The sequence below is a fragment of the Williamsia serinedens genome (assembly GCF_024171725.1).
Taxonomy (GTDB): Bacteria; Actinomycetota; Actinomycetes; order Mycobacteriales; family Mycobacteriaceae; genus Williamsia_A; species Williamsia_A serinedens.
Genome location: NZ_JAMTCG010000005.1, coordinates 398,999 through 425,848, shown reverse-complemented (window position 1 = coordinate 425,848; position 26,850 = coordinate 398,999). Strand labels below are relative to the sequence as shown.

Here is a 26,850-nt window from a genome sequence, read left to right as displayed (position 1 = left end):
CGCTGTCGGCGTACCACCACCGCAGGAGCAGCCCCCAGCCGTAACGATCACGTCGACGCCCACGTTCGACGCGCGCCGTGCCATGGCCACCATGGTCGTGCGCTGGGTGGTGATCCTCGCGGCCACCGGCATCGCGTTCCATTCCACCCTGGCAGCGGTCGCGCGCGAGATGGCGACCGGCAATCTCATGGTCTACCAACCGATCGCGATCTGCGGCGCGATCATGGTGTCGATGGGTGTGCTCGCCCGAGACCACGCACAGCTCCCCATCCACGACAGGCAGAGCGATGGGATCGTCGGCGTCATCCTGCTGGCACTGGCCTGGGTCGTGCAGTACAAGCTGGTCGCCCGGTTCTCCGACGTGTACCTGACACTGCATCTCGATCTGTTGGCGCTGTGGATGTTCCTGCTGGGGTCGTGCGTGCTGCTGTTCGGCACCCGGCCGACCCTGCGCCACCGGGGCTCGTGGCTGATCCTGCTCGCGACGTTCCCCTTCCCCATCCGTCTGCTCACACTGCTCCTCGGCGGTACGGCGGCGTCCGCGTCGACGGTCATCATCGGGATCGCCGTCGCGTCCGCGGCACTCGCGGCCGGCCGCAACGCATCCCGCGTCGCCATCGGGACCGTGACCGCCGGCGGCGCAGGGGCGATGGCCCTGGTCGTCATGAGGATGCTCGCACCGGACACCTCGCCGGCCCTGGTCATCGCGGGGCCCGCTTTCGTCGCGGGACTCACCTCGGGTGTCGCCCTCTACATCGACGACGTGCGTCGCTTCGGCGTCACGAACAACCTCGTCCGGATGCCGGCGCGACGCGTCGTCGCATCGGGGTCGTGGCGTGTCGTCCTGACGCTCCTCGTCGCCACCGCGGCCATCGCCGTCGTCACCGTTCCCAGCGGCAACATCCGACCGCCGCGGCCGGTGATCGCCGGCCTGCAGACCACCGGACCCCCCGTCGTCCCCGACCTGTGGGACCAGACCGCCCTCACGCGGTACGACTTCGCCGGACGGCTCTACGGCAAGGGTGGGTCGATGACGCGACAACGCCTGGTCGCACGGTTCTCCGACCCCGCATGGGACCTCGAGGGCCGGCGTCGCGTCATCGTCGCCGACACCATCACGACCCGACGACCGATCCTGCTCTCGGTCTACCCCGTCTACATGGTCTACGACCTCTCCGGCGTGCGGATGAGCGCCGCCGTCCCGGTGCCGTTGGGGGACGGGGTGACCGGGCAGCTGGGCACCCTCGTCGACGACAAGCGCTACCTCACGTACACGCGGCTGACGTGGAGGTGGAGTGACGGACCGGTCGCCCAGAGCATCCAGCTGCTCGCCGTCGACGACCACCGCGACGGTGCCCCGTTCCCGACCCCTCGTCTCACACCCTTCTCCACCGCCGGCGACTTCCTCGCCATCCTGCTGCGGGGTGACGCGATCGTCCGGGACGAGCGCCCGGAGTTCAAGGATCGCGAGATGCTCACCGCAGCAGCACGATCCATGGTCCGTCAGCAGGTGGCCACCGCCGCGTCGCGACAGGCGGCCGATCGGTGAGCAGCGATCCCCGCGCGGTCCCGATGCCGCCCACCGCGGACGGCCTCACCGTCGACGAAGCGCTCACGGACTCCATCGACGGCATCCGCGTCGGGCGGCCCCATCTGTCCGCTTCGGTGGCGTTCGTGCCGTGGCAGAAGTGGACTCTCGTCGTGGTCACGGTGCTCGTCGTGGCGGGACTTGTGCTCGCGACCACCGCCACCCTCACCGCGCTCGCCGGCATCGCGACGTTCTCCTACGTCGCCACGATCATCGACCGCATCGTCCTGTTCCGGCGGGGACTGGCCGGCGGGCCGATCCGCGTGTCCGACGAGACCGCCCTGGCCCTCGCCGACGACGACCTCCCGAACTACACGGTCCTGGTGCCCGCCTACGACGAACCCGAGGTCGTCGGTGGGCTGGTCGCGGCGATGGAGTCGCTGCGCTACCCCCGCGAGAAGCTCCAGGTGCTCCTGCTCCTCGAGGAGGACGACGAGGCCACGATCACCGCGGCGGCCGACGTGATCAGCAGCGGCGCCGTGACCGTGCTGCTCGTCCCGGCCGCGCAGCCGCGCACCAAACCCAAGGCGTGCAACTTCGGGTTGCATTTCGCCACCGGCGACATCGTCACCATCTACGACGCCGAGGACGTCCCCGACCCGCTGCAGTTGCGACGCGTCGCCGTCGCCTTCACCGAGCTCGACGACGACGTCGCCTGCGTGCAGGCCCGGCTGGACTTCCACAACTCCGGCGACAACGTGCTGACCGCGTGGTTCACCGCCGACTACGGGCTCTGGTTCGGGTTCCTCCTGCCGGGCCTGATGGCGAGCCGGTCGCCGATCCCGTTGGGCGGCACGTCCAATCACCTCCGTCGGCGGGTCCTCGACGAGATCGGGGCGTGGGACCCGTTCAACGTCACCGAGGACGCCGACCTCGGCATCCGGATCGCGGTGCACGGCATGAGGACGGCGGTGCTCGACTCCACCACCTGGGAGGAGGCGAACATCGACGCGATCAACTGGATCCGCCAACGATCGCGGTGGTACAAGGGCTATCTCCAGACGTTCCTGGTGCACATGCGCACACCGGTGAGCGTGATGCGCACCCTCGGACCGGTCGGGACGTTCCGGTTGGCGACGCTCTTCGCCGGGACTCCGCTCATCGCATGCCTGAACGTCGCGTTCTGGTTCATGCTGATCGTCTGGATCCTCGGTCAGCCCACCGAGATCACCGAGATCCTGCCCCCGGCGATCTACTACCCCTCGCTGGTCTCGATGATCCTGGGCAACGCCGCGACCGTGTACATGACGCTGATCGCCATCCGCGAGGACGACAGGCCCGAGTTGTTCTGGCCTGCGCTCATCGTGCCCTTCTACTGGGTCCTGATGGGCATCGCCGCGGTCAAGGGGACCTGGCAACTGCTCCGCAACCCGTCGTACTGGGAGAAGACGGCGCACGGGATCGGGAGCAGCACGACGCAGCCCGCCGCCGCCCCGTCCCCGGTCGCGGAGACGTGACGTCGGAGGCGGTGCGGCGTCGACGACGTCGCCCGGGAGCTGCTGTCTTCGCCGCGGCGCTGATCCTGTTCCTCGTCGCCGGGTGGTTCATCACCGTCGACCGTCAGTTCCTCATGGGCGACGCCCTGTCCCGGGTGCAGTCCGCCCAGTCGGTCATCTTCAGCCGCGACCCGCACGTCGCCGCCATCGGTTTCGTCTTCACGCCACTGACAGCCCTCATCCAGCTACCGACAGTCGCGCTCGCGCATGCCTTCACGTGGATCACCGCCGATGCCGTCTCGGGCGTTGTCATGTCGGCGGTGTTCATGGCGGGGGCGGTGTACCACGTGTGGGGTGTCGGCCGGGACCGTCGTCTGCCCACCGTCTGCACGGTGGCGCTGACGATCCTCTTCGCGGTGCACCCGATGATCGTGTTCTACGGCGGGAACGGGATGAGCGAGGCGCCGTTCCTGTTCTTCCTGTGCTGGGCCGTTCGCCGACTCATCCGGTGGGTCGATTCCGACGACGTGCACGATCTGGTGACCGCCGGGATCTGTCTCGGACTGGCTTACCTCACCCGTTACGACGCCGTCGCCGCGACCGCTGCGGCGGCGGCCGTGGTCGGCGTCGTCTCGCTGCAGCGACGCAGTCCGCTCCGGCCGTTGCGGTGGTGCATCTCGCGGGTCGTCGTCGACATGGCGCTCGTGGTCGCACCTGCGGTGGTGGCGTTCGTCGCGTGGGCGGCGACGAGTTGGCTGATCACCGGGAACGCGTTGGCGCAGTTCACCTCCGAGTACGGCAACTCGGCGATCGTGAGCCAGGCCGGCGGCACACCCGGGGATCTGCTGCAGCGCATCGCGTTCGTCGTGGTCGATGCGTTCCTGCTGTTCCCCGCCCTGCTCGTGGGTGTGGTGGTGATCGGCGCACGACGGATCACACTGGGCCGTGCCGCCCCGATCGGTGTGCCGGTCGCCGTGTTCGGCGCTGTGCTCGTGTTCCAGGGGGCCAGCTACGTGACCGGCGCGACGTTCGGGTTCCTCCGCTTCTACATCGCGGCCGTGCCGCTCGGGGTCGTTGTCGCGATGCTCGCGCTGTCAGCTCGGTCGCCGGTTCCGGCGCGCCGGCCGGGGCGCCGGGTGCGGCCCGCCGAGATCCGCCGACCGACCGCACGATCGCAGGTGATCGTGGCGACGATCGTGATCGCCGCGACCGCCGTCAGCCTGCCGTCCGCGTGGGGGCTGATGGCGTCGCAGCGCTACGCACCGCAGGAGGCGGCCTTGCGCGCGACCGTCCTGGACGACGCCACCGCAACGGGCGTTCGCGTCGACAAGGACCGGCGGGTGGCGCAGTCCTTCTCCACCGAACGACAGATCGCCGAATGGCTGGATGCACAGCGACTCCCGAGTGGGAGCGTCCTGGTGGACACGCTGTACGGTTTCGCGATCCTCGCCCGGACCACGGATCCCCGGCGCTTCGTCATCCCGTCGGACCAGGACTTCACGCAGATCCTCAACGACCCGGCCCGCTTCGGGATCCGCTACATCCTCGCCGTCCCCCGCAGTGGCCGTGGTGTCACCGACGCGGTGAACCAGCGCTACCCGACCCTGTACGGGGACGGGGCGCGGATCGCGTCACTCGACCTCGAGTTCCCGAACGTCGCCGACGACCTCCCCACCTGGCGGGTCTACCGCGTCACCCCTGACTGAGCATGTCCCCTGCCAGGCCGAAGAGCGGGTCCCCCGGACCGATGTCAAAGGTGCACTGGTCGTTCCGTGGGTCGGGGACGAACGCCCAGAAGAGGGCTCCGGCGGTCCCCGCGGCTCGCTGACCCGTCACCTTCCGACGGACGTCGGTCGCGCGGTCGTCGACGGTGCCACACGATCCTGCGTTCTGTCCGATCTCGTTCACCACGATCGGCTTGCCCACCGCCCTGGCCTGGGTGATCCGCCGCCCCAGCCCGTTCCACTGGTCACCGGGCAGCGGCACACCGTCGGCGCCGTAGTCGTGATAGTCCAGCACGGAGACACCGGGTGACCGGCCGACGAGCTCGTAGTCGTCTCCCGCGCTGCCACATTGCCCGCCACCCGCGAGCCCGGAGAACACGAGCCGATTCGGGTCGAGCGCGCGGACGGCGCCACCCGCGGTGTCGAAGAACCCGCGGAGCACCGCGCCGGCATCTGACGGGCACGTCCGGTCGGGGAATGCGCACGACCGGCCACAGACACCCGGCTCGGGCTCACCCACCGGCTCCCACCCGGCCAGCGCCGGGGAGCCGCGCCATCGCGTGACGGCGGTGGTGAGCCACTGCTGGTAGGTCATCCCGCCGAACGCGGACTCCGTCTTCCACCCGTCGACGTACCAGTCACGTTGCTTGAACTCGCCGCTCTCGCAGGCCCCGTCACCACCGACCAGCACCGGCAGCACCAGTTGGTGGTGCCGCGCCGCGGCAGCGAACACCGCGTCGGCGGGACGGAAGTCCACGGCGCCGGTGAATTTGTTGACCGCCAGGGCCGCGAACAGATCGAAGCGGGTCAGCGCGTTCGGGGGGAGGCTGCCGAAGTAGGCGTCGAGATCGACCTGGGCGCCGCAACCGCGGTTGATCGACCAGTTCGTCGCCAACTGGTAGGCGTCCATCCCGGACGGCCACCACGGATCACCGTCGAGGGTGAACCCGCTCGAGGTGGCGGCCACGGTACGGGGCGGGTCCGGCGCGGGCTCGGCGCGCACGGTGCAGGCCGTGACGGTGAGCAGCACCGCCACCGCCGCGTAGACCAGCGACCACCGCGTCCGCGCATTCATCCGCTGACCGTACAAGCTGCGGGAGTCCGCGATCGTGCAGATTCCATTCGATGAGTTGAAGATGCGGGATCGGTACCCGCGTCGTCCGCTCGGTCACGGCGGGGGAACGTCGTGCGCGACCGCGCCCGGTCACCGGCGGGCTCGGACCACCGTCGCACCCGCGATCACCAGCGCGACGGCACCGAGCACGTCGGACTCGGTGATGCCGTGGTCCGGGGTGAACGAGACGAGCACCGCACCCTCGATCGGCCCGTTCCAGATCACCCAGGCGATCGCCACCACCGCGCACGCGACTGCGGCACGCACGCTGGGCCGCAGCAGCGCCCACAGCGCCGCCGCGAACAGCAGGTGCATGAGGACGAGGGCGTGGAACACGCTGGGATCACGCACCCGACCAGCGTGGCACAACGCTCCGCTGCGTCGCGGCCGCGGCAGCACGCCGACACGACGCCGCCCACACCCGGGTCCGGGCGTGGGCGGCGTCTGCGGAACGGGGTGTCAGCCCCAGGTCGCCTCGGTGACCGGGATGGACGCACCACCCAGACTCACGGTCCAGACTCCCTGCGTGTCCGTCGAGGACTGCACGGTCGCCTGCGACAGGGTCGTCAGGGGAACCGTGGTCGTCGAACCGTCGGAGCACGTCACCGTCGCGTCCGTCGGTGTGGCCTCGGTCGTCTCCGGGGCCGGCGCAGGGGTGTCCGATGCGGACGGGTCGGACGAGGTCGGCGGGACCTCGGTCGGCGTCGACACCGGGACGGCCTGCACCGAACACCGGACCGGCGCCCCGGAGGTGTCCGCGTAGGTGAATCCCGTGATGCCCGAACCCGTCCCGGTGAACTTCGTGGGGAGCGGGCCGGCCGAGGTGCTCGGCGGCTCACTCGTCGGCGCGGGCCCCGCGACCGGTGCGGACGACTCGACCGGCGGGGGCGGCAGAGCAGCCGACGACTCGACCGGCGGGGCGACGGGTGCGACCGGGGCGACAGGCGGCGGGATCACCGCGGGCGCGACGGACGACGACGGGATCGACGTCGCGGCCGCTGCGGCGGCCGTGGACGGCGCAGGCGCCGCAGACGACTCGGTTGTCGAGGTGGCGGTCTCCGACACCGTCACGCCCGCTGCCGCGCGGGTCATCTCCGGCAGCGCGACGCCCTGCGTCGTGACGCCGTTCGACTGGGCCACCGCTGGATCGGTCGATCGGAACGGGACGTTCATCGATGCCGCGGTGGGCAGGGGCTTGGCCAGCGGCGGCAGCGACGCGAGGTTCAGCAGCGCGGAGAAGGCCTGCTGGACGAGGTCACCGGTCGACGCGTTGCGCACCGTCAGCGAGGCCGGAGCCGATGCCTGGACCTGTCCGGGCGCAGCGGCAGGAGCGGCGGTCTGCACGTGCACCACGCGAGTGGTCTGGTAGCCCGGCCACGCGGCACCCGACGTCCGGAACCCGGACAGCGGGGCACTCGCCGGCGGACCCAGCGGGTTGCCGCAGGCACATCGGACGCGGGGCACGCCCTCGGAGTCGACGAGCACCGGTGTGCCGGCCTGCAGCACCGACTGGAAGGGCCGGGCGACGCCGTCCTCCCAGGAGTGATTGGTCACCCAGGTGTCCGCGGTGAGCGTGACGGGGGTCAGGCTGTTGAGGAAGTACGGGATCTGGTCGGCGGTGATGCCGAAGACGCCGGCCCACGCCTGCGCACGGGTGAAGTCCGAACCGAGGTAGCGCGCCAAGGCGGCGGGGTCGCATCGGCTGCCGTCGCTTCCCGCGTACAGCCCGGGTGTCGTTCCGACGAGCTGCGTCGCCCCGCTCGCCGGTCGGGCAAGTGAGGTGTCGACGCGCGTGGCCTCCACCGGCGCGGCGGTCGCGTTCGTCAACGCGGCGAACGGATTCGGCCCGACGGTCGAGACCGACGCGAGGTCGACCCGGGGATCGGGCGCACCCGAGTCCGGCCGCATGCTCACCACCATGACGGTGGCCGCGACGACGATGACCGCGAGGACGCCGGCCAGCGACGAGAGGATCACCGTCCGACGGCGTCGGGTCGCGGCCGCGGTCGGGACGGGGACGGTGGGTGTGTCACTCATGCCGGTTGCTCTTCCTGTTCGAGGCCCAGTGGTGCGAGGAGGGCTCGGATGATGGCGGTGTCGAAGAAGGGGGTGACCGCGGACGGCGTGGAGGACCCGTCGGCCTCGATCGTCGAGATGACGATCTCCCCCGGTGAGACGACGGAGAGTTCCGCGCCGTCGGGATGAATGCGGACAAGGTGCAGCACGGGTCGGTCACCGGACTGCTCCCGCCGGAAGACCGATCTCGCCGTGGTGATCAGCTGGTCGGCCACGGCGTCCGTCACCATCGTCGCGACACCGCGGATCCCGTCGCCCGAGTCGAGTTCGACGACCATCTCGCCGTCGACAGCGGGATGGACGTAGAGCAGCGGATACAACGCATGTGCCGGGTCGGAGCTACGCGCCGGGTACACCACGACGTGGCGCAGGTCGGACATGCGCTCGAGCGGCACGGTCACCTCGGCCGACAGCTCGGCCCGTCCGTCGGTCATCGCGAGCAGTCCGCGGGCGAGCAACGAGCGGGCGCCCCGCCGAACCGCGGCCTGAGCCTCGTCCCGAGTCGGGTTCCCGTTGTCGGCCAGAGCGACCGGCGTCGGCCACCCCTTCTCACGGAAGGAGGCGGCTGCGACGACCTCGTCGTCGGTGAAGGCGAGGTTCGTCACAGGATCGCTCCTGCAATCGATGTCCACGAGTTGGTGATCCCGTCGAGCGCGCCACCCATGGCGTCCATCGGGTTCGTGCGGATGTAGTCCATGGTCGGGCCCCACGTGTTCGGGAAGTCCGCCTTCACGGCCTCCTCGCCGACGAAGGTCCATATCCCCAGCGCGGAGCCGGTTAGGTTCAGCGTCGGGTTGGGCGCCGCCTTGAGACCGTCCGCCGCCGAATGGAGGCCCGAATCCAGAGCACCCATGTAGTCCCCCGATGCGAGAGCACCGGCGGCCTCGCCGAGATGCCATGCGGAGGTGGCCGCGCTGAGGCCGGCGCCGACGTTCAGATCTCTCGTGACGAGATCGAACGCCTTGTCGAGCCCCATCGCCGACGCCGAGAGTCCCAGAGAACCGAGGTTCGCCAGGCCGCCCGGAACGGCCCGGTCGAAACGGTCGATGAGTCCGTCGGTCGCGCCACCGATGAAGGCTGCACCACCTCCCGCGATCGCGCCGCCCCCCGCGATCGCACCGCCGATCGAGCCGCCATCGGCAGCACTGGCCTGATCCTGCTGGCGCGCCTCGGCGACCAGTCGCCGGCCCGCGTCGCGCAGGGCGCTGCTCGCCGCGCGCAATGCGCGGGCGGAGTCCGAGTCCCAGGTCGAACGGAATCGCGCGGCGTCCGCGCCCGTCCACTGCGTCGATCCGAGGGTCGACCCCATCGATGCGACGACGTGGTCGAGGTCGTCTGCGGCGCGGCCCATCTGGCCGGCGAGTGTCGTGAGAGCAGCGGTGTCCGCGCCGTCGAATGTCATCGGTGTCCCCTCGGATCGATCGCCGTCAGGCGCTCGCCGTCTCCTGCTGGGATGCGTTGGTGGTCGCGGTACGCGAGGCGTCGTGGAGGGCGTTGATGACCGCACGCAGCTGCGAGGTGTGCTGGCCCGTCCACTCGGAGCGGAACCGGGCGGCGTCCGCACCCTGCCACTGGACGTTGTTCAGCTGCGAGGTCAGCTGGGTGAGGATGTTCTGGATCTGGTCCGCGTTGCCGTTGAGCTGTGCCGCGAGGTTGCGCAGCTGGCCGGGATCGTTGCCGATGAATGCCATGGGGTGGAGCCTTTCTCGAGGACGTCAGTTGCCGACGATCGCCAACTGCACACGTGTCGCAGAACCTCGTTCGACGAGGTAGCCGCGGCCCGGGATCATGGGGCCCGTCGGGGGCCGGCGCACCGGCGTCCCGAACAGCGAGTCGCCGTCGAGATCGCCCGGGTGCAGGAGCAGGCCGCGTCGTGCGGCCTTGAAGATCGGTCCGATGGTGAATGCCGAGTTCCAGGTCGAGACCTCGGCCTCGCCGACGACACCGTGATCACGGTCGACGAGGACCTTGAGCACGCGCGCCAGCTCGGATTCCGCCGCCCCGCGGATCGAGGTCGCCGACTCGACCACCGCGAGAAGGTCACCGGCGGGGGCGGATTCGGCCGCGGCGATGAACATGTCGGCGCGCTCCACGAGTGCCTCGTCGCCGACGGCCACCGCGTCCCAGACATCGGAGCCGGCGAGAGGTGTCCGGAACGGCGCGATGAGGATCGTCTTGAGACCGGGTCGGGCACGGCGGGCCGCCGCGACAATCGTCGTGAGCGCCGTCGACCGCCCGCTGCCGGGCGGACCGGTCACCATGAGGACGCCGGACGGTGTGACGGTGGCGGGTTGCAGATCGAGGTCCCGGACGCCCACCACCGGCTCTCCCCCACTCTCGGCCGGCAGCTCGTCGAGCCAGATCATCTCCGAGAGCCGTTCGACGCCTGGGGCGGACGTCGTCGCGTCGAGGCCGTCGACGATGTCACGCAGCGCCGCGGACTGGCGTCCGACGTCCTGCGAGCCGCCCGCCGTGGCGAACTGCATCTCGACCCCGTCGACGATGCCGCGCCCGGGCGGGGCGGTGGCGTCGAGGGCACCCGGCCGGACACCCGCCAGGGTGTAGGCGGTCTCGTCCGCGAGGCGCAGCGTGATCCGGTGGGTGACGACGGCGGCGAGTGCGGGAGGTACGGCGTTCGGCCGGTCGGCCGAGGCGACGACGTGGACACCGACGGCCCGACCGTTGGCGGCGATCCGGGTGAGCAGGTCGACGAAGGGCGCGGTCGTCGACACCTCGTAGGCGTCGCGGAACGCCCCGATCTGGTCGACGAGGAGCAGGACCCGCGGGTCTGTCGACGACGGCACGGCCGCACGATGTTCCGCGAGGCCCGAGACCGCCGTGCCGAACTCGGCGATCCGGGACTCGATGAGAGCCCAGACCCGTCGCAACAGCCGACCGATCCGCTCCTCGTCGTCGAGCGCGATGACTGCGCCCACCGTCGGCAGGGGCTCGAGCATCCGCAGACCGCCGGACCCGCAGTCGATCCCGTAGATCTCCACGCCGAGGGGTTCGGCGAGGGTCGCCGACACCGCGACGGTCCGGAGGGCGGCGGACTTGCCCGACCCACCGGTCCCCAGCACCAGCATGGTGCCGTCCTTCTCGGGCGTGTAGACCGCGACCGGCTGGCGTTGCTGTTCGGGCAGATCGAGGACCCCGATCGGATATGACCCCGGCGATTCCGCATCGAGCTCACGGACGTCACACGCCGGCGGCAGCTCGGGCAACCACGGTCTGCGGGGCGACGGGATCTCGAGCCGTTCCGCAGCGGCGATCACCGTGTCCACGACGAGGACCATGTCGGGCGCGCCGAGGTCGTCGTTGTCGACGTCGTCAGATCGTTCAGACGCCCAGGGTCGTCCGTCGCCGAGCGCGAGCGGCGTGAGGTCGACCGCAGCCGTCGAGCCACGACCGGCGCTCCACCCCCCGCTGTATCCGCCCTGGAACGCCCGCAGGGGCGCGTTGCCGATCTTGGCCGCGGCGCGGCCCGGCACATGTGCTGGGAAGTGAGCCGCATCGGGCGCGTTGAGGATGTCCACCGAGTCGTCCGCGTCCGCCATGCGCAGCGCGATCCGCAGGTTCGCGTTCGCCCGCAGGTTCTCCTTGATGACACCGGCGGGTCGCTGGGTGGCGAGGATGACGTGCAGACCCAACGACCGGCCGCGAGCCGCGAGATCGACCATCCCGTCGACGAACTCGGGGACGTCGTGGACCAGCGCCGCGAACTCGTCGACCACCACGACCAGACTGGGAGGGGCGTCGGGATCACCCGACTCCTCCAGCGTCCGATGGTCTTTGACTCGTTTGACGTTCAGCAGGTGCTCGCGGAAGCGCAGTTCTGCACGGAGCGACGCGAGCGCCCGATCGACGAGGTGCGCTGAGAGATCGGTGACTAGGCCGACGGTGTGCGGCAGACGGACACAGTCCGCGAACGCCGTGCCGCCCTTGTAGTCGACGAAGAGGAACGAGACGCGGTCGGGGCTGTGCTCGGCGGCCATCCCGAGGATCCACGACTGCAGGAACTCGCTCTTCCCCGAGCCCGTCGTCCCGCCGAGGAGAGCGTGGGGCCCGTCGCGGCGCAGGTCGAGCCAGAAGGTGTCCGCACCGGTGGAGCCGACCGGCGCGCGCAGACCGGTCGCCACCGAACGCCGCCGACGACGCCCGCTGCGGTCGATCACCGAGTCGGTGGCCTCCCAGCGCGCGATCACCGCCGACGGATCCGTCGCGATCCCGTCCCCGGTGAGCGACAGCAGGTGCAGCGACGACGGCAGGTCGGTGCGGTCGTCGGCGGCGACACCGACGTCGACCAGCGGGGCGAGGAGGACCGCGATGTCCTGCGCCGCATCGACCCCGACCGACTCGGTCTCCATCGGGAACGTGTGGGTGCCCACGCGGACCGATCCCGCGGTCGACCCCGACGCCGCATCCTCGACGAGGACGAACGACCTGCACGCGGCGGGCAGCGCCGAGATCTGAGACGCCACCCAGATGAGATGCACACCGACGTCCGGCCCGGTCTCGGCGAGACGGACAGCCCGCGCGCGGTCGATGGGTGCGGCGTCGTCGACGAGGACGACGATCGCGGGCACGTCCGTGATCGGCTTCTCGACGAGCGGCATCGCCGTGTCGGCCTGCGACGTCGCACCGCGGTTGATCCCGCGCGCGTCGCGATCCGCGCGTCGCCGACGGACCACCTCGTCGAGGCGGGTGATGAGCGATGCGCAGCCCGTGGGCGTCGACGCTGCGTGCTCCCCCTCGAGCGGGCTGTGCACCGATCCCAGATGCGGAAGCCATTCCACCCAGTCCCAGACCGCGACCCTGTCCTCGGACACCACTGCGGCCACCACCATCTCGGCCGGCGAGTGCAGCCCGACGAGCTGGACCAGCACCGCGCGCGCGACGCCGTCGGCCAGTGATCGCGGCCCGCAGACGCCCAGCGCGCCCGAGGAACGGAGGTCCGCGACGACGGGGACATCGGTGATGGTGCGGTACTCCGTGGCGACGTCGACCAGGGCCGCCCAGTGCGACTCCTCGGCCTCACCGCGTTCGGGCAGCTCCACGACCGTGCGGGAGGGGCACTCACCCAGGCCGAGCCGGACGGTCAGATAGCCCGAGTGCTCGGGCCGGTGCGTCCACAACAGCGGACCGTGGCGGTGGATCGCGGTGATCGCGTCCTGTGCCGACGGCGACTCCGACAGACGGACCGCCCGCTCGACACGGGAGTGCTTGTCGAGGTCCGCGCGGAAGGCGGCGACGGCGGCGGTGAAACGTTCCGTCCCCACCCGACGGGCCTTCGACTCCTGCATCCGACCGTCGAGCCACATCCCCAGCATCAGGAGTGGGCTCAGGGCCACGAAGACGACGGACAGAACGCTGCGTGTGGCCGCCAGCAGCACGAGTCCCATCGCCAGTGGCGCCAGCATCGACACGAGGGGAAACCGTTGCGGTTGCGGTGGCTTCGGGGGCTCGGGAGCGCGCAGCGTCATCCCGGCGAAGCGCGCGACGACGCGCGGCGACCGGTTGATCTCGATGCCGCTGTCATCACCGTCGAGACCCGAGCGGTGGGTCGGGAGGACCACGAATGTGGTCCCACCCACGCCGACGACGTCGTCGGGACGGATCAACGCCCGGGTGACGGTCCGCGTCCCCAGACGGATCGGGTCACCCGCGACGATCTCGATGTTCTCGCCGACGTTCAGGACGATGCGTGCGGCCCCCACGGCCGGGTCGACGACACGGACGTGATCGGTGGCAGCCGACCCGACGGTGCTGACACCCGACGGGACGAGGAACTCCTTGCCGCCGTCGGGACCCGAGACGATCCGGACCATCGCGACGGACCGGCCACGCACGGTCCCCTCCACGAGATCGTCCGAGGGAGCGGCGACGACCTCGACGGTGGCACCCGAGCGGATACCGCTCTGCACCAGTGGCATCCCCGGTGAGAGCGTCGACTGCGCCTGTCCGTCCCGCCACAGACGGACCGTGACCGACTGCGTGTCCACCCTTCCCCGGGGGTCACCGTCGCGGAGGGCGGTCGCGAGGTCTTGCACCGTCGCGGTGCCGTCGGTGGTGGCCGCGACGCGGACCAGCGATTCGTCGACGCCGCGCACCGCCAGTGCGAGCCTCACGTCGTCGCCGGCTGATCGACCGGATCGACGGCCGAGACGGGGCGCGAGATCGGTGAGGAGACGTCGACCAGACCGCGTCGGGCGCGTCGGAGGACCGGGGCGACGGGACGTTCGCCGAACGGGTTCGGGCCGTTGAGGATGTCGATGACCTCGACTCCCGCGGCGCGATCGTGCCATCCGCGTCGGCGCGGGTCGCCGAGGACACCGAGGCACGCCAGGCCACCCGTGAGCGACGCGACTAGAGCGCGGACCCACACGCGCGAGAGGCCGGGTGCGGGGGCGTCCGGGTCTCCTGTGACAACCCTGGTGCCCATGGCGGCGCGACCGAAACTCGCGCCGGTGAGCGCGGCGAACGCCAGGTTCCAGATGCCCAGGGCGAGGACGACCAGCGGCGCGACGACGTACCCCAGCCCGGCGATCCCCGTGACGGCTGCAGCGACGACGACGAGTCCACCAGCGGCGAGGGGCACACCGGCGTCGATGGCTGCACACGCGACCCGGACTCCCACGCCGGCAGGCAGGGTGTCCGACGTGCGCGAGGGGGCGTCCTGGTTCCGCTCGTCAGGGGTAGCGTCGACGGGTGAGGCCGCGGGCGACACGGACGCCGGCGCGGTGACGACTCGACCGCGCACGGGTGTGCCGCAGGTGTCGCAGAACGGTGCACCATCACGAAGAAGCGCATCGCAACTGGCACAGTTCATCTCGGCCACTCGGTCTCCCACGGTCGTTCTCGCCCGCCCCCGAGCGGCCTGTCCGGTGACCGTATCGAGACCCGCTCGTGATGATCAATCACATGTTCAGTGGACAGCGCAGTGACGTGGGGCGGGACGCCGAACTTACTGCGGCAGGCGAACGATCAAGTGAGCCTTGCGAAATGGGAGTCGGGGCAGCGTGATGCAGCGTCCGTCGATCGCGTGAGACGAATGGCGGCACGACGCGTTGAAGGTCGATGATGTTGCTACGCAGTGCGTTCGGACGGGACAGCGGAGGTGACGACCGTCGGATTCGGCCGCCGCGGACGTGCTCGTGACCGACACACACCGCCCGACCCACTCCCTCATCCCGGGTCGGAGACCACGTCCGTGGCGCATGTCGTCGACTGTTCACAGCACCCTGGAACACTGGAACGATCATCCGATCGATCGACGGGAGGGCGACAGTGATGCGACGTCGGATCATGATCGTCGTCGTCGCGGTGGCGATCCTGGTGGTGGGGTTCGTGGTCTATCGGGTGAGCAATCCGTCGACGACGAACCCCGACAGCCCCTACCTGACCGCCGACGACTTCCCGGCCGGGTATCAGGTGTCGCGGCTGTCGAACACGGCGCCGCCCGGCATCGGCGGCTCGACGACGCCGGCGGACTGCGGGCCGGTGATCGCCGGCCAGGCCGATCGTCAGCTGCGCGCGTCGACGGTCGGGGTGCTCGCCGAGCCGTCGGACACGACGCTCCCGACGTACGCACAGTCGATCGTCACAGGCGGCGAATCCGTCGCGCAGACACGCGCAGTGGTGGACCGGTGTCCCGACTATCGCCAACGCACCGACACCGAGACGTACACCTCGTCGTCGTCGATCCTGCCTGTGCCGCAGGGCTGCCCGTCCGGCGTGCTGGTCATCCGCTCGACCACGCGGTACACCGGCCCTTCGTCGCAGTCGGACACGACGGCGGTGACCGCGTACGTCCAGGGGCGCGCGGCTGTCGGGCAGCTCAGCAGCGCGCTCCCTCGACCCCGATCCGCCGTCCCCGACGAGTTCTGCCGACTGGTGTCCCTCGTCGCCGATCGCGTCGACGACTGATCCGCTACTCGCCGACGAACGTGACGACGGCGTCGAGGGGCTCGCGGTCGGAGCGGAACGCGTTGACCCTCTCGGTGTCGTCGGCGTAGCCGAGTGACATCCCACAGACGATGATCCGGTCGTCGGGGATCGCCAGTTCGCCGCGGATCACCGGGTCGAAGTCGACGAAGGACGCCTGCGCGCAGGTGTCGAGGCCCTCGGCACGAGCGAGCAGCATGAGCGCCTGCAGGAACAGTCCGGCGTCGACGAACGCGCCCGCCCCCAGGTCGGCACTGACGGTGATGATGAGTCCGACCGGCGCCCCGAAGAACGCGTAGTTGCGGCGATGATGCGCGGCCCTCCCGTCACGGTCGTCGCGGGCGATGCCGAGCGTGTCCTGATAGAGCCCGCGGCCGAAGACGGACCGGCGACTGCGGAAGGGCTCCTCCCACTCGCCCGGCGGTGGCTAATACCCGTACCGCGGATCGGTGGCCGAGCGACCCTCGTCGAGTGCTGCCCAGAGAGCGCGCGTCAGCCGGTCCTTGCGATCACCGGTGAGGACGTAGACGTGCCACGGCTGCGAATTCGAGTTGCTTGCCGAGCGCGCAGCGAGGCCCAGGAGACGTTCGACCGTCTCTCGCGGGACCGGCCTGTCGCTGAACGCCCGCACGCTGTGCCGTGAGAGCACCGCGTCCTCGACCGTCGTGGGTCGATCTGTCACCGCCGGGTCGCGCCGGCGATGAACCCGCGGAGCGTGGCGACCGCGACCTGCAGTTCGGTCTGCGACGTCGGCGCCTGCCCCGCTGCCGGGACGAACAGCTGGTCCGGCTGGAGGTAGGTCTTGTGCGGGTCGCCGGCGAAGTCGGCGTCAGGGCCGAAGTCGCACAACGGATCCCGATCGTGACACAGAGCCCAGCGCTGTAGCCCGGGGAGTTGGTAGTAGGTCTCGATGCCCACCGTCGAGACACCGGACGCCAGTGCGACGCCCTCATCGCGCCAGACCCCGCTGCCCGTGGACCCCGCGCCGACGACACCGGGCGCGGACGGCCGCTGCCGAGGGTCACCGAACAGCATCACCGCGCTCACCACTCGGCGCGGCGCCAGCGCGATTGCCGCCGCTCGGACCACGGCTGCACCTTGCGAGTACCCGACCAGGACGGCTTTCGGTCGGCAGCCGAATCCACCTGCGGCGGAGACGGCGTCGTATCGGGCGATCACGGCCGCGACCCCGGAGGCGATCGAGATCCCGAACGAGCGGTTCGCCGTCCCCTCCGGCACCGACACCGCGCGGTACCCGGGGCCGGTGGTCACAACGGGGATTGACGCGATGGAAGGGTCGTCCCGATAGGTCGCGGCGAGGAGCGTCGACAACAGCGGGCCCTCGTAGCCGTCGCTGCGGCTGTTGCCGTACTGCTGCGAAGCGACGGGATCGCCGCTGCCGCGGGCGGGGATCACCACCGCCGCCGGACACGAACCGCCCAGCCCGAGAACGTCCGCGCCCGCCGACCCACTCGTCGCGATCAGACCCGACGCCGCGACGACGACAGCTGCGAGCGCGGCACCCCACCGTTTCCCCACCATGGATCAAGCATGCACGATGCGATCGCGTCCGCCCACCGATCGTCGGAGTCGGTGCTGCGGTCAGGTCCTCGTCGAGCTCGTGCGGGACTGGCTCGCCGGTGTGTAGCGCTCGGCGGCCCAGAGGATGTCCCCGCGCAGGGTCGCGGCGAGGACGTCGAGTTCCGACGGTCCCAGCGGCGTCGCGCGGGAGGACGTCTGGAACCGCGTGGTGTCGGCGAGATATGTGGTGTGCGGGTGCCCGGAGACATCGGTGCCGATGCGGAAGTCGCACACCGGATCCCCGACGTGACACACGGACATGCGGCGCATCCCGCGGATCGCGTAGTAGGCGTCGGCGCCCTGGGCGTCGACGCCGCTGACCACCGCACCGACCCGATTGCGCCAGATCCCCTCGCCGCGGTCGCCGGTGCCCATCACACCGTCGGCCTCCGGCTTCTGCAGCGGGTCACCCATCAGTACGGCCGCGGCCACCACCGACCGCTTCGACAGCTCGACGGCGACTCCGCGGGCCACGGCTGCACCCTGCGAGAAACCGACGAGGACCACCATCGGGGCGCATCCCGGACTGCCTTCCGCCCGCGCGGAGTCGTAGGCGTCGACGGCCGTCGAGACACCCGACGCGACGGACCGGCCGAAGCTGCGGTGCCGGATCCCGTCCTCGGTGCCGACGGCTTGATAACCGCGGCCGACGGAGAGAACGGGCACGGCGCGGATCGCCGGCTGATCCCGGTAGGTCTCGGAGAGGAGGGTGCTGAGCGTCGCGCCCTCCCAGCCGTCGGTGACCATGTCGCCGTAGCGCCGGGCGCCGACACTGCCGTCGCCGCTCCCCCGGATCGGGATGACGACGACCGGGGCACACGATTCGCTGCGTGCCAGGGCGGGCGCGGGGACGGCGAGCAGGCCGATCGCGGAGAGCCCGACGACGACTGTCGTCACCCACCGAGTCGCCCGCCGCACCCCACGATGATGCCGTAGCCGCGGTACCGCGAAGAAATCGCAGGTCACATGCAGGACGCCATGCTGTAGTACGAGCTGTCGTCCTCCGACTCCGACACCTTGACGCCGTTGACGTAGATCGCGCAGTAGACGTAGCCACCGCTCTCATCGGAGATCAACGTTCCGAGGGAGTCGCCGTACTCGCCGGACCGAGAGTCCACGCTGATGCAGGTGTGCCCGCCCCCGATCGGACGACCCCGCAGCGACACGTTCTCCCGCGACGTCGTGTTCCCGTAGGCGTTCGTGTACGAGACGTCGACGGCGGCGCCCGTCGCGGAGCACATCACCTGCCGCGTCGTGTCGTAGGAATCCGTCACGACGGCGCCGGCGACGCCGACACCACCGGCGAGCAGCGAGACGGACAGGACGAACACGGACGCGACGCGAGCACAGACCGACATGATGACCTCCGAGACAACGGGATTCGCCGAGTGCGAGTCCGAGATGCCCGAAAGGTAGCGGGACGGTCCGACAAGTCTGTCCACAGATCGCCCTGGGTCCACAGACCCTAGACGGTGATCCGACCGTTTTCGGCCTGTGTCGGTGGCCAGTTCTACGGTCGTACACATGTTCGACGAAGTGCTCGAGGCGGCGGACCGCCTCGCCGATGCCGTCCGCGAGTGCGCGATCCCCGCCGACGATGACGCGCTGGTGGCGGGGGTGCGTGCGGCGGTCGCGGCCCGCAACGCTGCGGACGGGTTGCTGGCCCGGGTGACCGGGGAGGTCGAGTGCCGGGGCGCGGCGAAGCGGGTGGGGATGTCGGTGCGGGAGTTGCTGCGCCGTCACGGCTGTGTGCCGGTCGTGGCGGCGCGGGCGATCCGGCTCGAGCGGGCGATCGCGCATCTGCCGGCGCTGGCGCGGCACCTGCGGGACGGATCGCTCTCGGCGGAGTACGCCGACGTCGTCGCCCGCGGAGTTCGGCACGTCTGCACGCGCACCCGGTCGCTGCTGGGGTCGGAGTTCGCAACCGAGACCGAGGCGGTGTTGATCGGGCACGCCCTGGCGGGCCGGTCCCCGGTCGAGATCGACGACCGAGCGCGCGCCATCGCGCTGGAGCACGAGTCAGCGGTAGATGCCGGCGACGAGGCGGGCACGCCCGTTGCCGAGGACACGACGCTCAACGAGGTGTCGTGGGCGCAGCGGGACGATGGCCGGTTGGCGGGGTCGTTCGACCTCGACGTCGTCGCCGGCGAACGACTCATCTCGTGCATCGACACCGCGTCACGGCCTCGTCCGCTACCCGACGGGACCCCGGACCCGCGGCCGGCGCCGCAGCGCCGGGCCGATGCGTTCGTACAAGCGCTGGAGGCGGCATCCCGGGCACTCGGCGTCGACGGGCTCGTCGGATCGGCGAAGACGGAGATCCTGCTGACCGTGCCCGCCACCCAGGCCGAGTGTTGCGGGATCACCCCGGCGGGGCCGGCGCATCTGCAGTGGATGGGCAGCGTCTCCGACGAAGCCGTGTCGCTGCTGTCATGCGACGCGTCGGTCACCCGCATCGCCGTGGATGTCGACGCCGCGCCGGTCGACATCTCCCCGAAGGCCAGGTTGTTCACCGGGCGCACCCGCAAAGCGATCGTGGCGCGTGATCAGTCGTGCGTGATGTGCGGGAATCCCGCGTCGTGGACCGATGTCCACCACATCCTGCCGTTCTCGCAGGGCGGGGCCACGACCTGCGACAACGGGTGCCTGCTGTGCCGCACCTGCCACGTCGCCGTGCACCAGCACGGCTGGGAGATCGAGATGGGTTCCGACCGCCACCCCTGGATCCGACCACCCGCCACCGTCGACCCCCGACGCGAACTACAACCCGCCTACAACCGACGAACACTCCGACTCGACGCCATGGCCGCCTGACTCGGACACGCAGAACCCGCAGCGGCAGCACATTGCGAGCACCTGACCACCGGTCAGGACCGCATCAGTACCTTGACAACTCCACAGTGTGAGCCGTTCTCGCTGCAGTCAGCTCGACCGCGCGAAGTCCTGGTAGGCCTCGAACATCCGGCGCCCGATGATGCGGCCGGCCTCGGCGGTGAAGTGCGGGTCCTCGGGCAATCCGCTGCCGGGGGCGCCGTTGAGCATCCCGGGCGGCGACGGGACGAACCGGGCGTGGTCCCAGCGGTTTGGGGTGTCCTGGTGGACGGCGTCGATCCCGGCGAGCTTGGGCGGGCCAAAGTTCATGTACTCCGGGCTGAGCTGCCCGAGGATGAACGGGACGGGTCCGTAGCGCTCGCGCAGGCCCTCGATCAGTCGGTCGAACTGGCGCCGGAACACCTCCGGCTCCGACAACGGCCCGTCGGACTCGCCCTGGTGCCACAGGATGCAGTCGAGCTTCTGGCCTGTCTCCTTCAGTGCCGAGTCGATCTGCTGGATCGAGTAGTCGTAGAGGTTGTGGCGTACGTCGTGGTTGTCGGGATCCCAGGAGTAGCCGTTCTTCGGATAGAACGACGTGTCGCCGCGGGCGCACGGCACCAGCAGGACCGGGTCACCGGTCGCCTCGGCGAGCAGTGACCCGAAGGTCGTCGCGAAACCCACACCGGCGCCGGGCACCTCGTGCAGCAGCGGATCCTCGGCGAGCAGGATCTTCCGCCCGCGATACCGCCCACACCCGGGCCACTGGTGCACCAGCGGATGTATCGGCGGCGGCGTGACACCAGGCTCCTCGTTCCCGGCTCCGCTGGCGTTCGACTGACCCAGCACCGCGACGACGCGATACGGCTTGTCGACCGGCGGCGCGGGAGTCCCGGTCGCGATGGCCTTCTTCACGACGGTCTTCGCGGCCATCAGGGCCCGGAGATGCACCGGGAAACTGCCGTGGATCGCGCGGTCCTCGTCGTAGGAACGCAACTCGGGGTCGAACGGCGACGGCATGCAGCCTCCTGGTGGCGGGTGAGCACGTCGATTCTCGCATCGCGGGAGCGGCGACACCCGGCAACGGCAAGCCGTGCGAATCGGTCAATACCGAGATAAGCGAAAAATGTTGTGCAGTAACGGATTCACCTTCACAGTCGACATACAGCCAGATGACAGACAGGTAACCTCGCTGCACGATCGCACGATTGCGATCCTTCGAGGGCGCCGCGGGGGGCATAGATATTCTTTGGGGGTCCTGGTGGTTCTGACGCGCACGACACCGGCCACAGACTCGTTGTTCGAGCTGTTCGACGCTGCATGCCGCCGTCATCCGCACCGGTCGGCACTGATCGCCGGGCACGCGGAGTGGGATCTGGACACGGTCCGACGCTGCGTGCTCGCGCTGGCCGAGCGCCTCGACGACGCCGGCGTCGGTCCTGAGGCGGTCGTCGCCGTCGACGTCTCCCGTGGTGTGTGGTCGGTGATCGCGCCGCTCGCGATCCTCCACGCCGGCGGGGTGTACCTCCCCGTCGACCGGCGCGCGCCTCACTCGACACGCCGCGCGACCGTGGAGCGCGCGCGTCCCCGGCTGCTGATCCACGACGGCCACTCCGACCTCACCGATCTCCCGGGCGCGTCGACCCTCGATCTCCGGCATCTGCGGACCGACGCCCCGCCCCGCGAGCGAGGTCCTCGACCGGTGTCCGCCGACGCCGCATCGATCACGGTCTTCACGTCCGGGTCCACCGGGCGCCCGAAGGGCGTGGTCGACACGCGACGCGCACTCGTGCATCACATGGCCGAGGCCCGCGCCCTGCTCGACGTCGGTTTCGAGTCGACGGTCCTGTTCTGCAGCGCACCGACATTCGACCTGTCGTTCTACGAGATGCTGCTGCCCACGTTGTCGGGCGCTCGGGTCGTCGTGGCGCCGGAGAACGCGGTGGAACAGCCCGCGGAGATGTTGCGGTTGATCAGCCGGCACTCGGTGACGTTCGTCGCCGCGGTCCCGACGGTGCTGTCGATGCTGACCTCGACAGCAGGCGCGGCGACGTTCCCGTCGGTCACCAAGATCGTCTCCTGCGGTGAGCGCCTCGACCCATCGGTCGCCGACGGCGCTCGCCAGGTGTTCCCCAACGCACTGGTCGTCAACGCATACGGACCGGCGGAGTGCATGGTCGCGGTCAGCGCGACGGCGGTGGAACGCGCGCCGTCGCCACCGATCTCGTCCGGCCCACCGATCAGCGGGTCGTCGCTGCTCGTTCTCGACGCGCAGCTGAACCCGACCGCGCCCGACGAGGTGGGCGACATCTACATCGCCGGCGCCCAGCTCGCGCGCGGGTACCTCGACGACCCCGTGACGACCGCCGCGCGCTTCGTCGCGGCGCCGTTCCCACTGACCGGCACACGGATGTACCGCACCGGCGATCGCGGATTCCTCAGCTCGTCCGGCCACGTCAGGATCACCGGCCGTGACGATCACCAGGTCAAGTGGAACGGCGTGCGGATCGAGCTCGGCGCCATCGAGCACGCCCTGTCCGAGCACCCGGACGTCGTCGCCGCAGCCGTGGTGCCCGCCTGGGACGGCGACCGGATCGCACGCCTGGACGCGCACGTCGTCGCCGGCCCGTTGGCCGACTCCCGCGCGATCACGTCGTTCACGGCGGACCGTCTCGCGCGATCACACCGACCGTCCTCTTTGACCTGCCACGACGCCTTTCCCATGACCGCCGGCGGGAAGATCGCCCGCGACCGTCTCGTTCCCGCCGTGCGGGTCGACGCGTCGACGCCGACCCAGGCGGCTTTCGCCTCCGACGAGGCGCGGGTCGCCGAACTCGTCGACCAGGTCGCCGGGCACCGGCCACGGTCGATGGACATCGACCTCGTCGACGCCGGGGTCAGCTCGCTGTCTCTGATCCGCCTCCTCGCCGACGTCCATGACGAGTTCCGGTGCGCCATACCGATGAGCGAGTTCGCCGCCGATCCCACGCCGCGTCACATCGTGCGGCGACTGCGCGGCGCCGCTCCGGACGACGGTCCCACCGATCTCGTCCACCTGCGGCCGGGCCCGGGCCGACCCCTGATCCTCGTCTCGGGCGCCGGTGCCCAGGCCGTGTCGCTCGCACCACTGTCCCGCTGGCTTCACCCCGACCACGACGTCTGGTGCGTCCAGGCCCATGGCCTCGACCGTCGCGGGATCCCCGATCGTTCCGTCTCCCGTGCCGCACACCGGGCCGTCGAGGACGTTCGCGCGGCGCTCCCGCGAGGCCCGTACGTGTTGTGCGGCTTCTCGTTCGGCGGACTCGTCGCGCACGAGATGTGCCGGGTGATGGAGGGCGACCACGACGAGGTGACGCAGGTGGTACTGCTCGACGCCCTGCTCACCCCGTCGCCGCTCGACGGCGCCGGCGACACGGTGTTGCAGACGATGCGGGCGCCACTGCGCGATCTCGCCCGCGCCCGATGGGCCATCACGGTCGCGGGCCCGCTCCGTTTCGAGCCAGAGATGATGACGCTGGCCTTCCTCAACCAGTCCATCGGCATGACCCGACGCCACCGGCCGGACGCGGTCACCGCGCCGATCACGATGATCCGTTCGTCGGGCAACCGTCAGGCGATGAGCCGCTGGGCGGAACTGACGACGGGGCACTTCTCGGAGGTCTCGACGGGCCTGGCCCACGCGGACTTCCAGTCCCCGGTCCATGCCCCGACGGTCGCAGCTGCCGTCGACGCGGCGGTGTCCAGGGTCTGAGCCCGCGGACCCGGCCCGGTCCGAGATGCCGGATGAGATGCCGGATCCCTCGCGTCACGTTACGGTCACGCGATGGCGAACCGGAGGGAAACAGCGCTCGACGCGGTGCGCGGACTCTGCATCGCCAGCATGGTGATCGGCCACCTGTGCATCGGATCGCCGCTGTGGATGCTGGTGCACATCGTGCCCGGGGTCGACGGGGCGTCGGGGTTCGTCCTGCTCGCCGGCGTGGTGCTCGGGATGGTGAGTTCTCGCCGCGCCCGACGGTCGGTCGTCGAGGCCGAGCGCCGCGTCGGACGGCGCCTCATCCTGCTCTACGTCGCACACATCGCGCTGGCGGGTGCCGCCGTCGTCGCCGGGATCCTGGCGCCGCGCGAGTCACTGCCGGACCTGGAGGCGTATTCGGCATCGCGCATCGCGGGATGGCTGCTGACGCTGCAGATCAACCCCGAGAACATCGACATCCTGTCGCTGTACGTCATCATCATGGCGCTGACGATGCTGTGGGTTCCGCTGCTCGCCCGCGGGTGGTGGCACGTGGTCGTCGCGTCGTCGATCGCGCTGTACGTCACAAGCCTCGCCACCGAGTGGGGCCGTCTCCCCGACCAGCCGAACCCGGAGACCTACTTCGCGTGGGCGTCCTGGCAGGCCCTGTACTGCAGCGGCCTGCTCGTCGGATGGCACTGGGAGCGGATCGCCCCCGCCCTGCGATCGCGACGCGCGCGGGTCGTGGCGTGGGTGACGTTCGTGGTCCTGCTGCTCGCCCACACCGGTGCCCTGGTGGCCGGGATCGTCGACCCGGTGTTCGGCAAGAGCTACTGCGCCCCGGGGCGGATCGTCATGGCGTGGGCGGCGTTCACGCTGCTCTACCACCTCGCTCGTCGTCTCGAACGCACCCGACCACGCCTGGTCGCACCGGTCGCGACGATCGGCTCGCGCAGCCTCGCCTGCTTCGTCACCCTGTGCGCGATCGGCATCGCGCTCCCCTACGCCATCGGCACCGATCAGACGACGGTCGTCGCGCAGATCGTCGCCGTGGCGGTGGTGATCGCCATGTGGCCCGTCGCCCGGATCCGTGGAGTCCTGGGCAGGCACCTGACCCGCGCACGCACGTCGACGGTCCACCGAGTCCTGCCCTCTCGCGACCGGACGCCGACGGGCTGAGGGCTCAGGCCCCGACCGTGCGTGCTCCCCCGTCGTGCTTGGCGGCGTACATCGCGCGATCGGCGCGCACCAACACCTGGTCGAGGTCGACGAAGAGCGCGTCACCGTGCAGGTCGGGCGGAACCGTAGCGATCCCGATGCTGACGGTCATCCGCGGGACGGAACCCGTGATGCCCTCGGCGGCGATGGCATGGTGCAACCCCTCGGCCAGCCGGGCGGCCATGGGGTGATCGCCTTCCAGCACGATGGCGAACTCGTCGCCGCCGATGCGCGCGACGACGGCGTCCGGCAGTGCGATACGTCGCATCACGCCGGCGACCACCACGAGCGCGTTGTCGCCGGCAGCGTGCCCGTAGCGGTCGTTGATGACCTTGAACCGGTCGATGTCGATGAGCAGCAACGAGAACGCGGCGCCGCGGTCGATCAGCTCGCCCGCGTGAATCTGCATCCCGCGGCGATTGTGCAGACCGGTCATGTCGTCGCGGAACGACCCGTTCGCATCCCTCCGGAGCGTCGCCACCAGCGGGACGAGGAGGAGCGGGATGCAGACCGTCACCGGCACGATCATCAGCGAGCGGATGACCACGTCGACCACGGGGACGCCACCCTGGATCACGACCCACGACGCCCACGCGACCGTGGCGCAGAGGGTCGCCACGGTCTGCGCCATCACCGCTCGCGCGCCGTGGTGCATCACCGTGTAGACGCTGACGGCGGTCAGCAGCACCAGCCCCGGCATCGACTGGTAGGCGTCTCGGTACATGGCCATCACCGTGACGACCGCGGCGTCGGCGTAGGCGATGAACACACCCGACACCACCAGCCGCGGCCGCGGATGCGTCCACCAGAACAGCGCCAGCACACAGGAACTCACCGCGATGGCGACGAGCACCACCCAGGCGCCCGCGCCGTCGCGGACCCACGGGTTGACCATCGGCAGGGACAGCACACCCGACAGGCCGAAGAGCAGGCACCCGATGCCCACGACGATCTGCTGCGACCGCAGGAGTCCGCTCGACCGCATGTGCTGGAACGCCCACCCGTGCTCGAACTCCCGGGTCCACCATCGACGGAGGAGTTCCGCGACGCTGTCGGCCACGACTCACCCCCCGACGCCGGTGTGCAACAGATGTTGTGACTGTATAGATGCCTGTCCGACTTCGGGTGACACTCGGAGGCGACGATCGATCTTGCTGATTACCGCGTCGAACAGTCCGTGGAACGGACACAACACCCGATCCAGAAGACTGACAATTAGATGATGTAACGAGTCGGGAATTGTGGTTCGTCACAAAAATTTGCTGTCATAAACCTCATATAAGCGTTATCATTCACCAATGGCGCGGATCACGGTTGTCGAGGTCGTCGACGATTTGAGTGGGAAAGTCTTGTCGGACCCGGAAACCGTCCGGTTCGGCATCGACGGGTCCGAGTACCAGCTCGAGACATCGCAGGAGAGCGCAGACGAACTGCGGTCGATGCTGCAGGAATACGCGAAGATCTCGCGCAAGCGGACCACCCGTCGGTCCGACGCCGCTCGCGCCGCGGCGTCGGTCGCCGACATCCGCGCCTGGGCCGTCGAGAACGGCTGGGACATCAGCGAACGCGGCCGCGTGCCGAAGGTGATCGTCGACGCCTACAACGAGGCGCACTGACCCGTC

Annotated in this window: 21 protein-coding genes and 1 pseudogene; 8 read left to right on the top strand and 14 right to left on the bottom strand. The window is 70.2% G+C overall.

The genetic code is table 11. The features are described 5' to 3' along the window. The first annotated feature begins 82 nt into the window (after positions 1-82). Genes LX12_RS15520 through LX12_RS15510 form a run of 3 tightly spaced genes read left to right on the top strand, consistent with a single transcriptional unit; the run spans position 83 to position 4,730 of the window. On the top strand, positions 83-1,549 hold the full coding sequence (locus tag LX12_RS15520; RefSeq protein WP_253655475.1) for a hypothetical protein: 1,467 nt from the start codon (positions 83-85) through the stop codon (positions 1,547-1,549). 23 nt (positions 1,550-1,572) lie between these two features. Continuing rightward, on the top strand, positions 1,573-3,045 hold the full coding sequence (locus tag LX12_RS15515) for a glycosyltransferase (RefSeq protein WP_253655553.1): 1,473 nt from the start codon (positions 1,573-1,575) through the stop codon (positions 3,043-3,045). Further along, complete coding sequence (locus tag LX12_RS15510) at positions 3,042-4,730, top strand: glycosyltransferase family 39 protein (protein ID WP_253655474.1); 1,689 nt, start codon at positions 3,042-3,044, stop codon at positions 4,728-4,730. Before LX12_RS15515 ends, LX12_RS15510 begins: the two co-directional genes overlap by 4 nt. Here the strand turns inward: LX12_RS15510 and LX12_RS15505 are convergent. The 8 genes from LX12_RS15505 to LX12_RS15470 all read right to left on the bottom strand — a co-directional run bounded on the left by LX12_RS15505 (position 4,717) and on the right by LX12_RS15470 (position 14,575). Then, positions 4,717-5,823 (bottom strand): glycoside hydrolase family 5 protein, encoded by a 1,107-nt coding sequence (locus LX12_RS15505; protein WP_253655473.1) that lies wholly within the window; start codon positions 5,821-5,823, stop codon positions 4,717-4,719. The two genes, LX12_RS15510 and LX12_RS15505, sit on opposite strands and share 14 nt — an antisense overlap. Positions 5,824-5,952: 129 nt before the next feature. Next, positions 5,953-6,213: a hypothetical protein gene (locus LX12_RS15500; protein WP_253655472.1), complete on the bottom strand. Its 261-nt coding sequence runs from the start codon at positions 6,211-6,213 to the stop codon at positions 5,953-5,955. Between the two features lie 108 nt (positions 6,214-6,321). Then, positions 6,322-7,899 (bottom strand): DUF6777 domain-containing protein, encoded by a 1,578-nt coding sequence (locus tag LX12_RS15495; RefSeq protein WP_253655471.1) that lies wholly within the window; start codon positions 7,897-7,899, stop codon positions 6,322-6,324. Next, entirely contained in the window at positions 7,896-8,543 is a 648-nt protein-coding gene (locus LX12_RS15490) for a hypothetical protein (RefSeq protein WP_253655470.1), read from the bottom strand. The genes LX12_RS15495 and LX12_RS15490 overlap by 4 nt, the downstream gene beginning before the upstream one ends. Beyond that, positions 8,540-9,340 carry a hypothetical protein gene (locus LX12_RS15485; RefSeq protein WP_253655469.1) on the bottom strand — a complete coding sequence of 267 codons (801 nt, stop codon included), beginning with the start codon at positions 9,338-9,340 and terminating at the stop codon, positions 8,540-8,542. The genes LX12_RS15490 and LX12_RS15485 overlap by 4 nt, the downstream gene beginning before the upstream one ends. Before the next feature lie 25 nt (positions 9,341-9,365). Further along, positions 9,366-9,629, bottom strand: a complete 264-nt coding sequence (locus LX12_RS15480) for a WXG100 family type VII secretion target (protein ID WP_253655468.1) — start codon at positions 9,627-9,629, stop codon at positions 9,366-9,368. 24 nt (positions 9,630-9,653) lie between these two features. After that, on the bottom strand, positions 9,654-14,066 hold the full coding sequence (locus LX12_RS15475; RefSeq protein ID WP_253655467.1) for a type VII secretion EssC family protein: 4,413 nt from the start codon (positions 14,064-14,066) through the stop codon (positions 9,654-9,656). After that, positions 14,063-14,575, bottom strand: a complete 513-nt coding sequence (locus tag LX12_RS15470) for an RDD family protein (protein WP_253655466.1) — start codon at positions 14,573-14,575, stop codon at positions 14,063-14,065. Before LX12_RS15470 ends, LX12_RS15475 begins: the two co-directional genes overlap by 4 nt. 653 nt (positions 14,576-15,228) lie before the next feature. Between LX12_RS15470 and LX12_RS15465 the strand changes: the two genes are divergently transcribed. Then, entirely contained in the window at positions 15,229-15,864 is a 636-nt protein-coding gene (locus LX12_RS15465; RefSeq protein ID WP_253655465.1) for a hypothetical protein, read from the top strand. Between the two features lie 4 nt (positions 15,865-15,868). On the opposite strand, the pseudogene LX12_RS15460 reads toward LX12_RS15465, so the two are convergent. From LX12_RS15460 to LX12_RS15445, 4 genes and pseudogenes are all read right to left on the bottom strand, one after another. Further along, a pseudogene (locus LX12_RS15460) lies at positions 15,869-16,531 on the bottom strand (nitroreductase). Between the two features lie 29 nt (positions 16,532-16,560). Then, positions 16,561-17,424 carry a cutinase family protein gene (locus LX12_RS15455; RefSeq protein WP_253655464.1) on the bottom strand — a complete coding sequence of 288 codons (864 nt, stop codon included), beginning with the start codon at positions 17,422-17,424 and terminating at the stop codon, positions 16,561-16,563. A gap of 60 nt (positions 17,425-17,484) precedes the next feature. Then, positions 17,485-18,360 (bottom strand): cutinase family protein, encoded by an 876-nt coding sequence (locus tag LX12_RS15450; RefSeq protein WP_253655463.1) that lies wholly within the window; start codon positions 18,358-18,360, stop codon positions 17,485-17,487. A gap of 65 nt (positions 18,361-18,425) precedes the next feature. Next, positions 18,426-18,794: a hypothetical protein gene (locus LX12_RS15445; RefSeq protein ID WP_253655462.1), complete on the bottom strand. Its 369-nt coding sequence runs from the start codon at positions 18,792-18,794 to the stop codon at positions 18,426-18,428. 193 nt (positions 18,795-18,987) lie between these two features. Here LX12_RS15445 and LX12_RS15440 point away from each other — a divergent pair, with 193 nt between their 5' ends. Continuing rightward, positions 18,988-20,277: an HNH endonuclease signature motif containing protein gene (locus LX12_RS15440; RefSeq protein ID WP_253655461.1), complete on the top strand. Its 1,290-nt coding sequence runs from the start codon at positions 18,988-18,990 to the stop codon at positions 20,275-20,277. Between the two features lie 108 nt (positions 20,278-20,385). On the opposite strand, the gene LX12_RS15435 is transcribed toward LX12_RS15440, so the two are convergent. Then, a complete protein-coding gene (locus LX12_RS15435; protein WP_253655460.1) occupies positions 20,386-21,294 on the bottom strand; it encodes a sialate O-acetylesterase in 909 nt (302 codons plus the stop codon). Between the two features lie 241 nt (positions 21,295-21,535). On the opposite strand from LX12_RS15435, the gene LX12_RS15430 reads away from it, so the two are divergent. Beyond that, positions 21,536-24,025, top strand: coding sequence for an amino acid adenylation domain-containing protein (locus LX12_RS15430; RefSeq protein ID WP_253655459.1), 2,490 nt, complete (start codon positions 21,536-21,538; stop codon positions 24,023-24,025). Between the two features lie 72 nt (positions 24,026-24,097). After that, positions 24,098-25,189: an OpgC domain-containing protein gene (gene opgC, locus LX12_RS15425; protein ID WP_253655458.1), complete on the top strand. Its 1,092-nt coding sequence runs from the start codon at positions 24,098-24,100 to the stop codon at positions 25,187-25,189. Between the two features lie 4 nt (positions 25,190-25,193). Here opgC and LX12_RS22280 read toward each other — a convergent pair whose 3' ends face one another. Further along, the gene (locus tag LX12_RS22280; RefSeq protein ID WP_253655457.1) at positions 25,194-26,288 is read right to left on the bottom strand and encodes a GGDEF domain-containing protein; all 1,095 of its coding nucleotides are present in this window, start codon (positions 26,286-26,288) and stop codon (positions 25,194-25,196) included. 238 nt (positions 26,289-26,526) lie between these two features. Between LX12_RS22280 and LX12_RS15415 the strand changes: the two genes are divergently transcribed. Continuing rightward, positions 26,527-26,844, top strand: coding sequence for a histone-like nucleoid-structuring protein Lsr2 (locus tag LX12_RS15415; protein WP_253655456.1), 318 nt, complete (start codon positions 26,527-26,529; stop codon positions 26,842-26,844). The last annotated feature ends 6 nt before the right edge of the window (positions 26,845-26,850 follow it).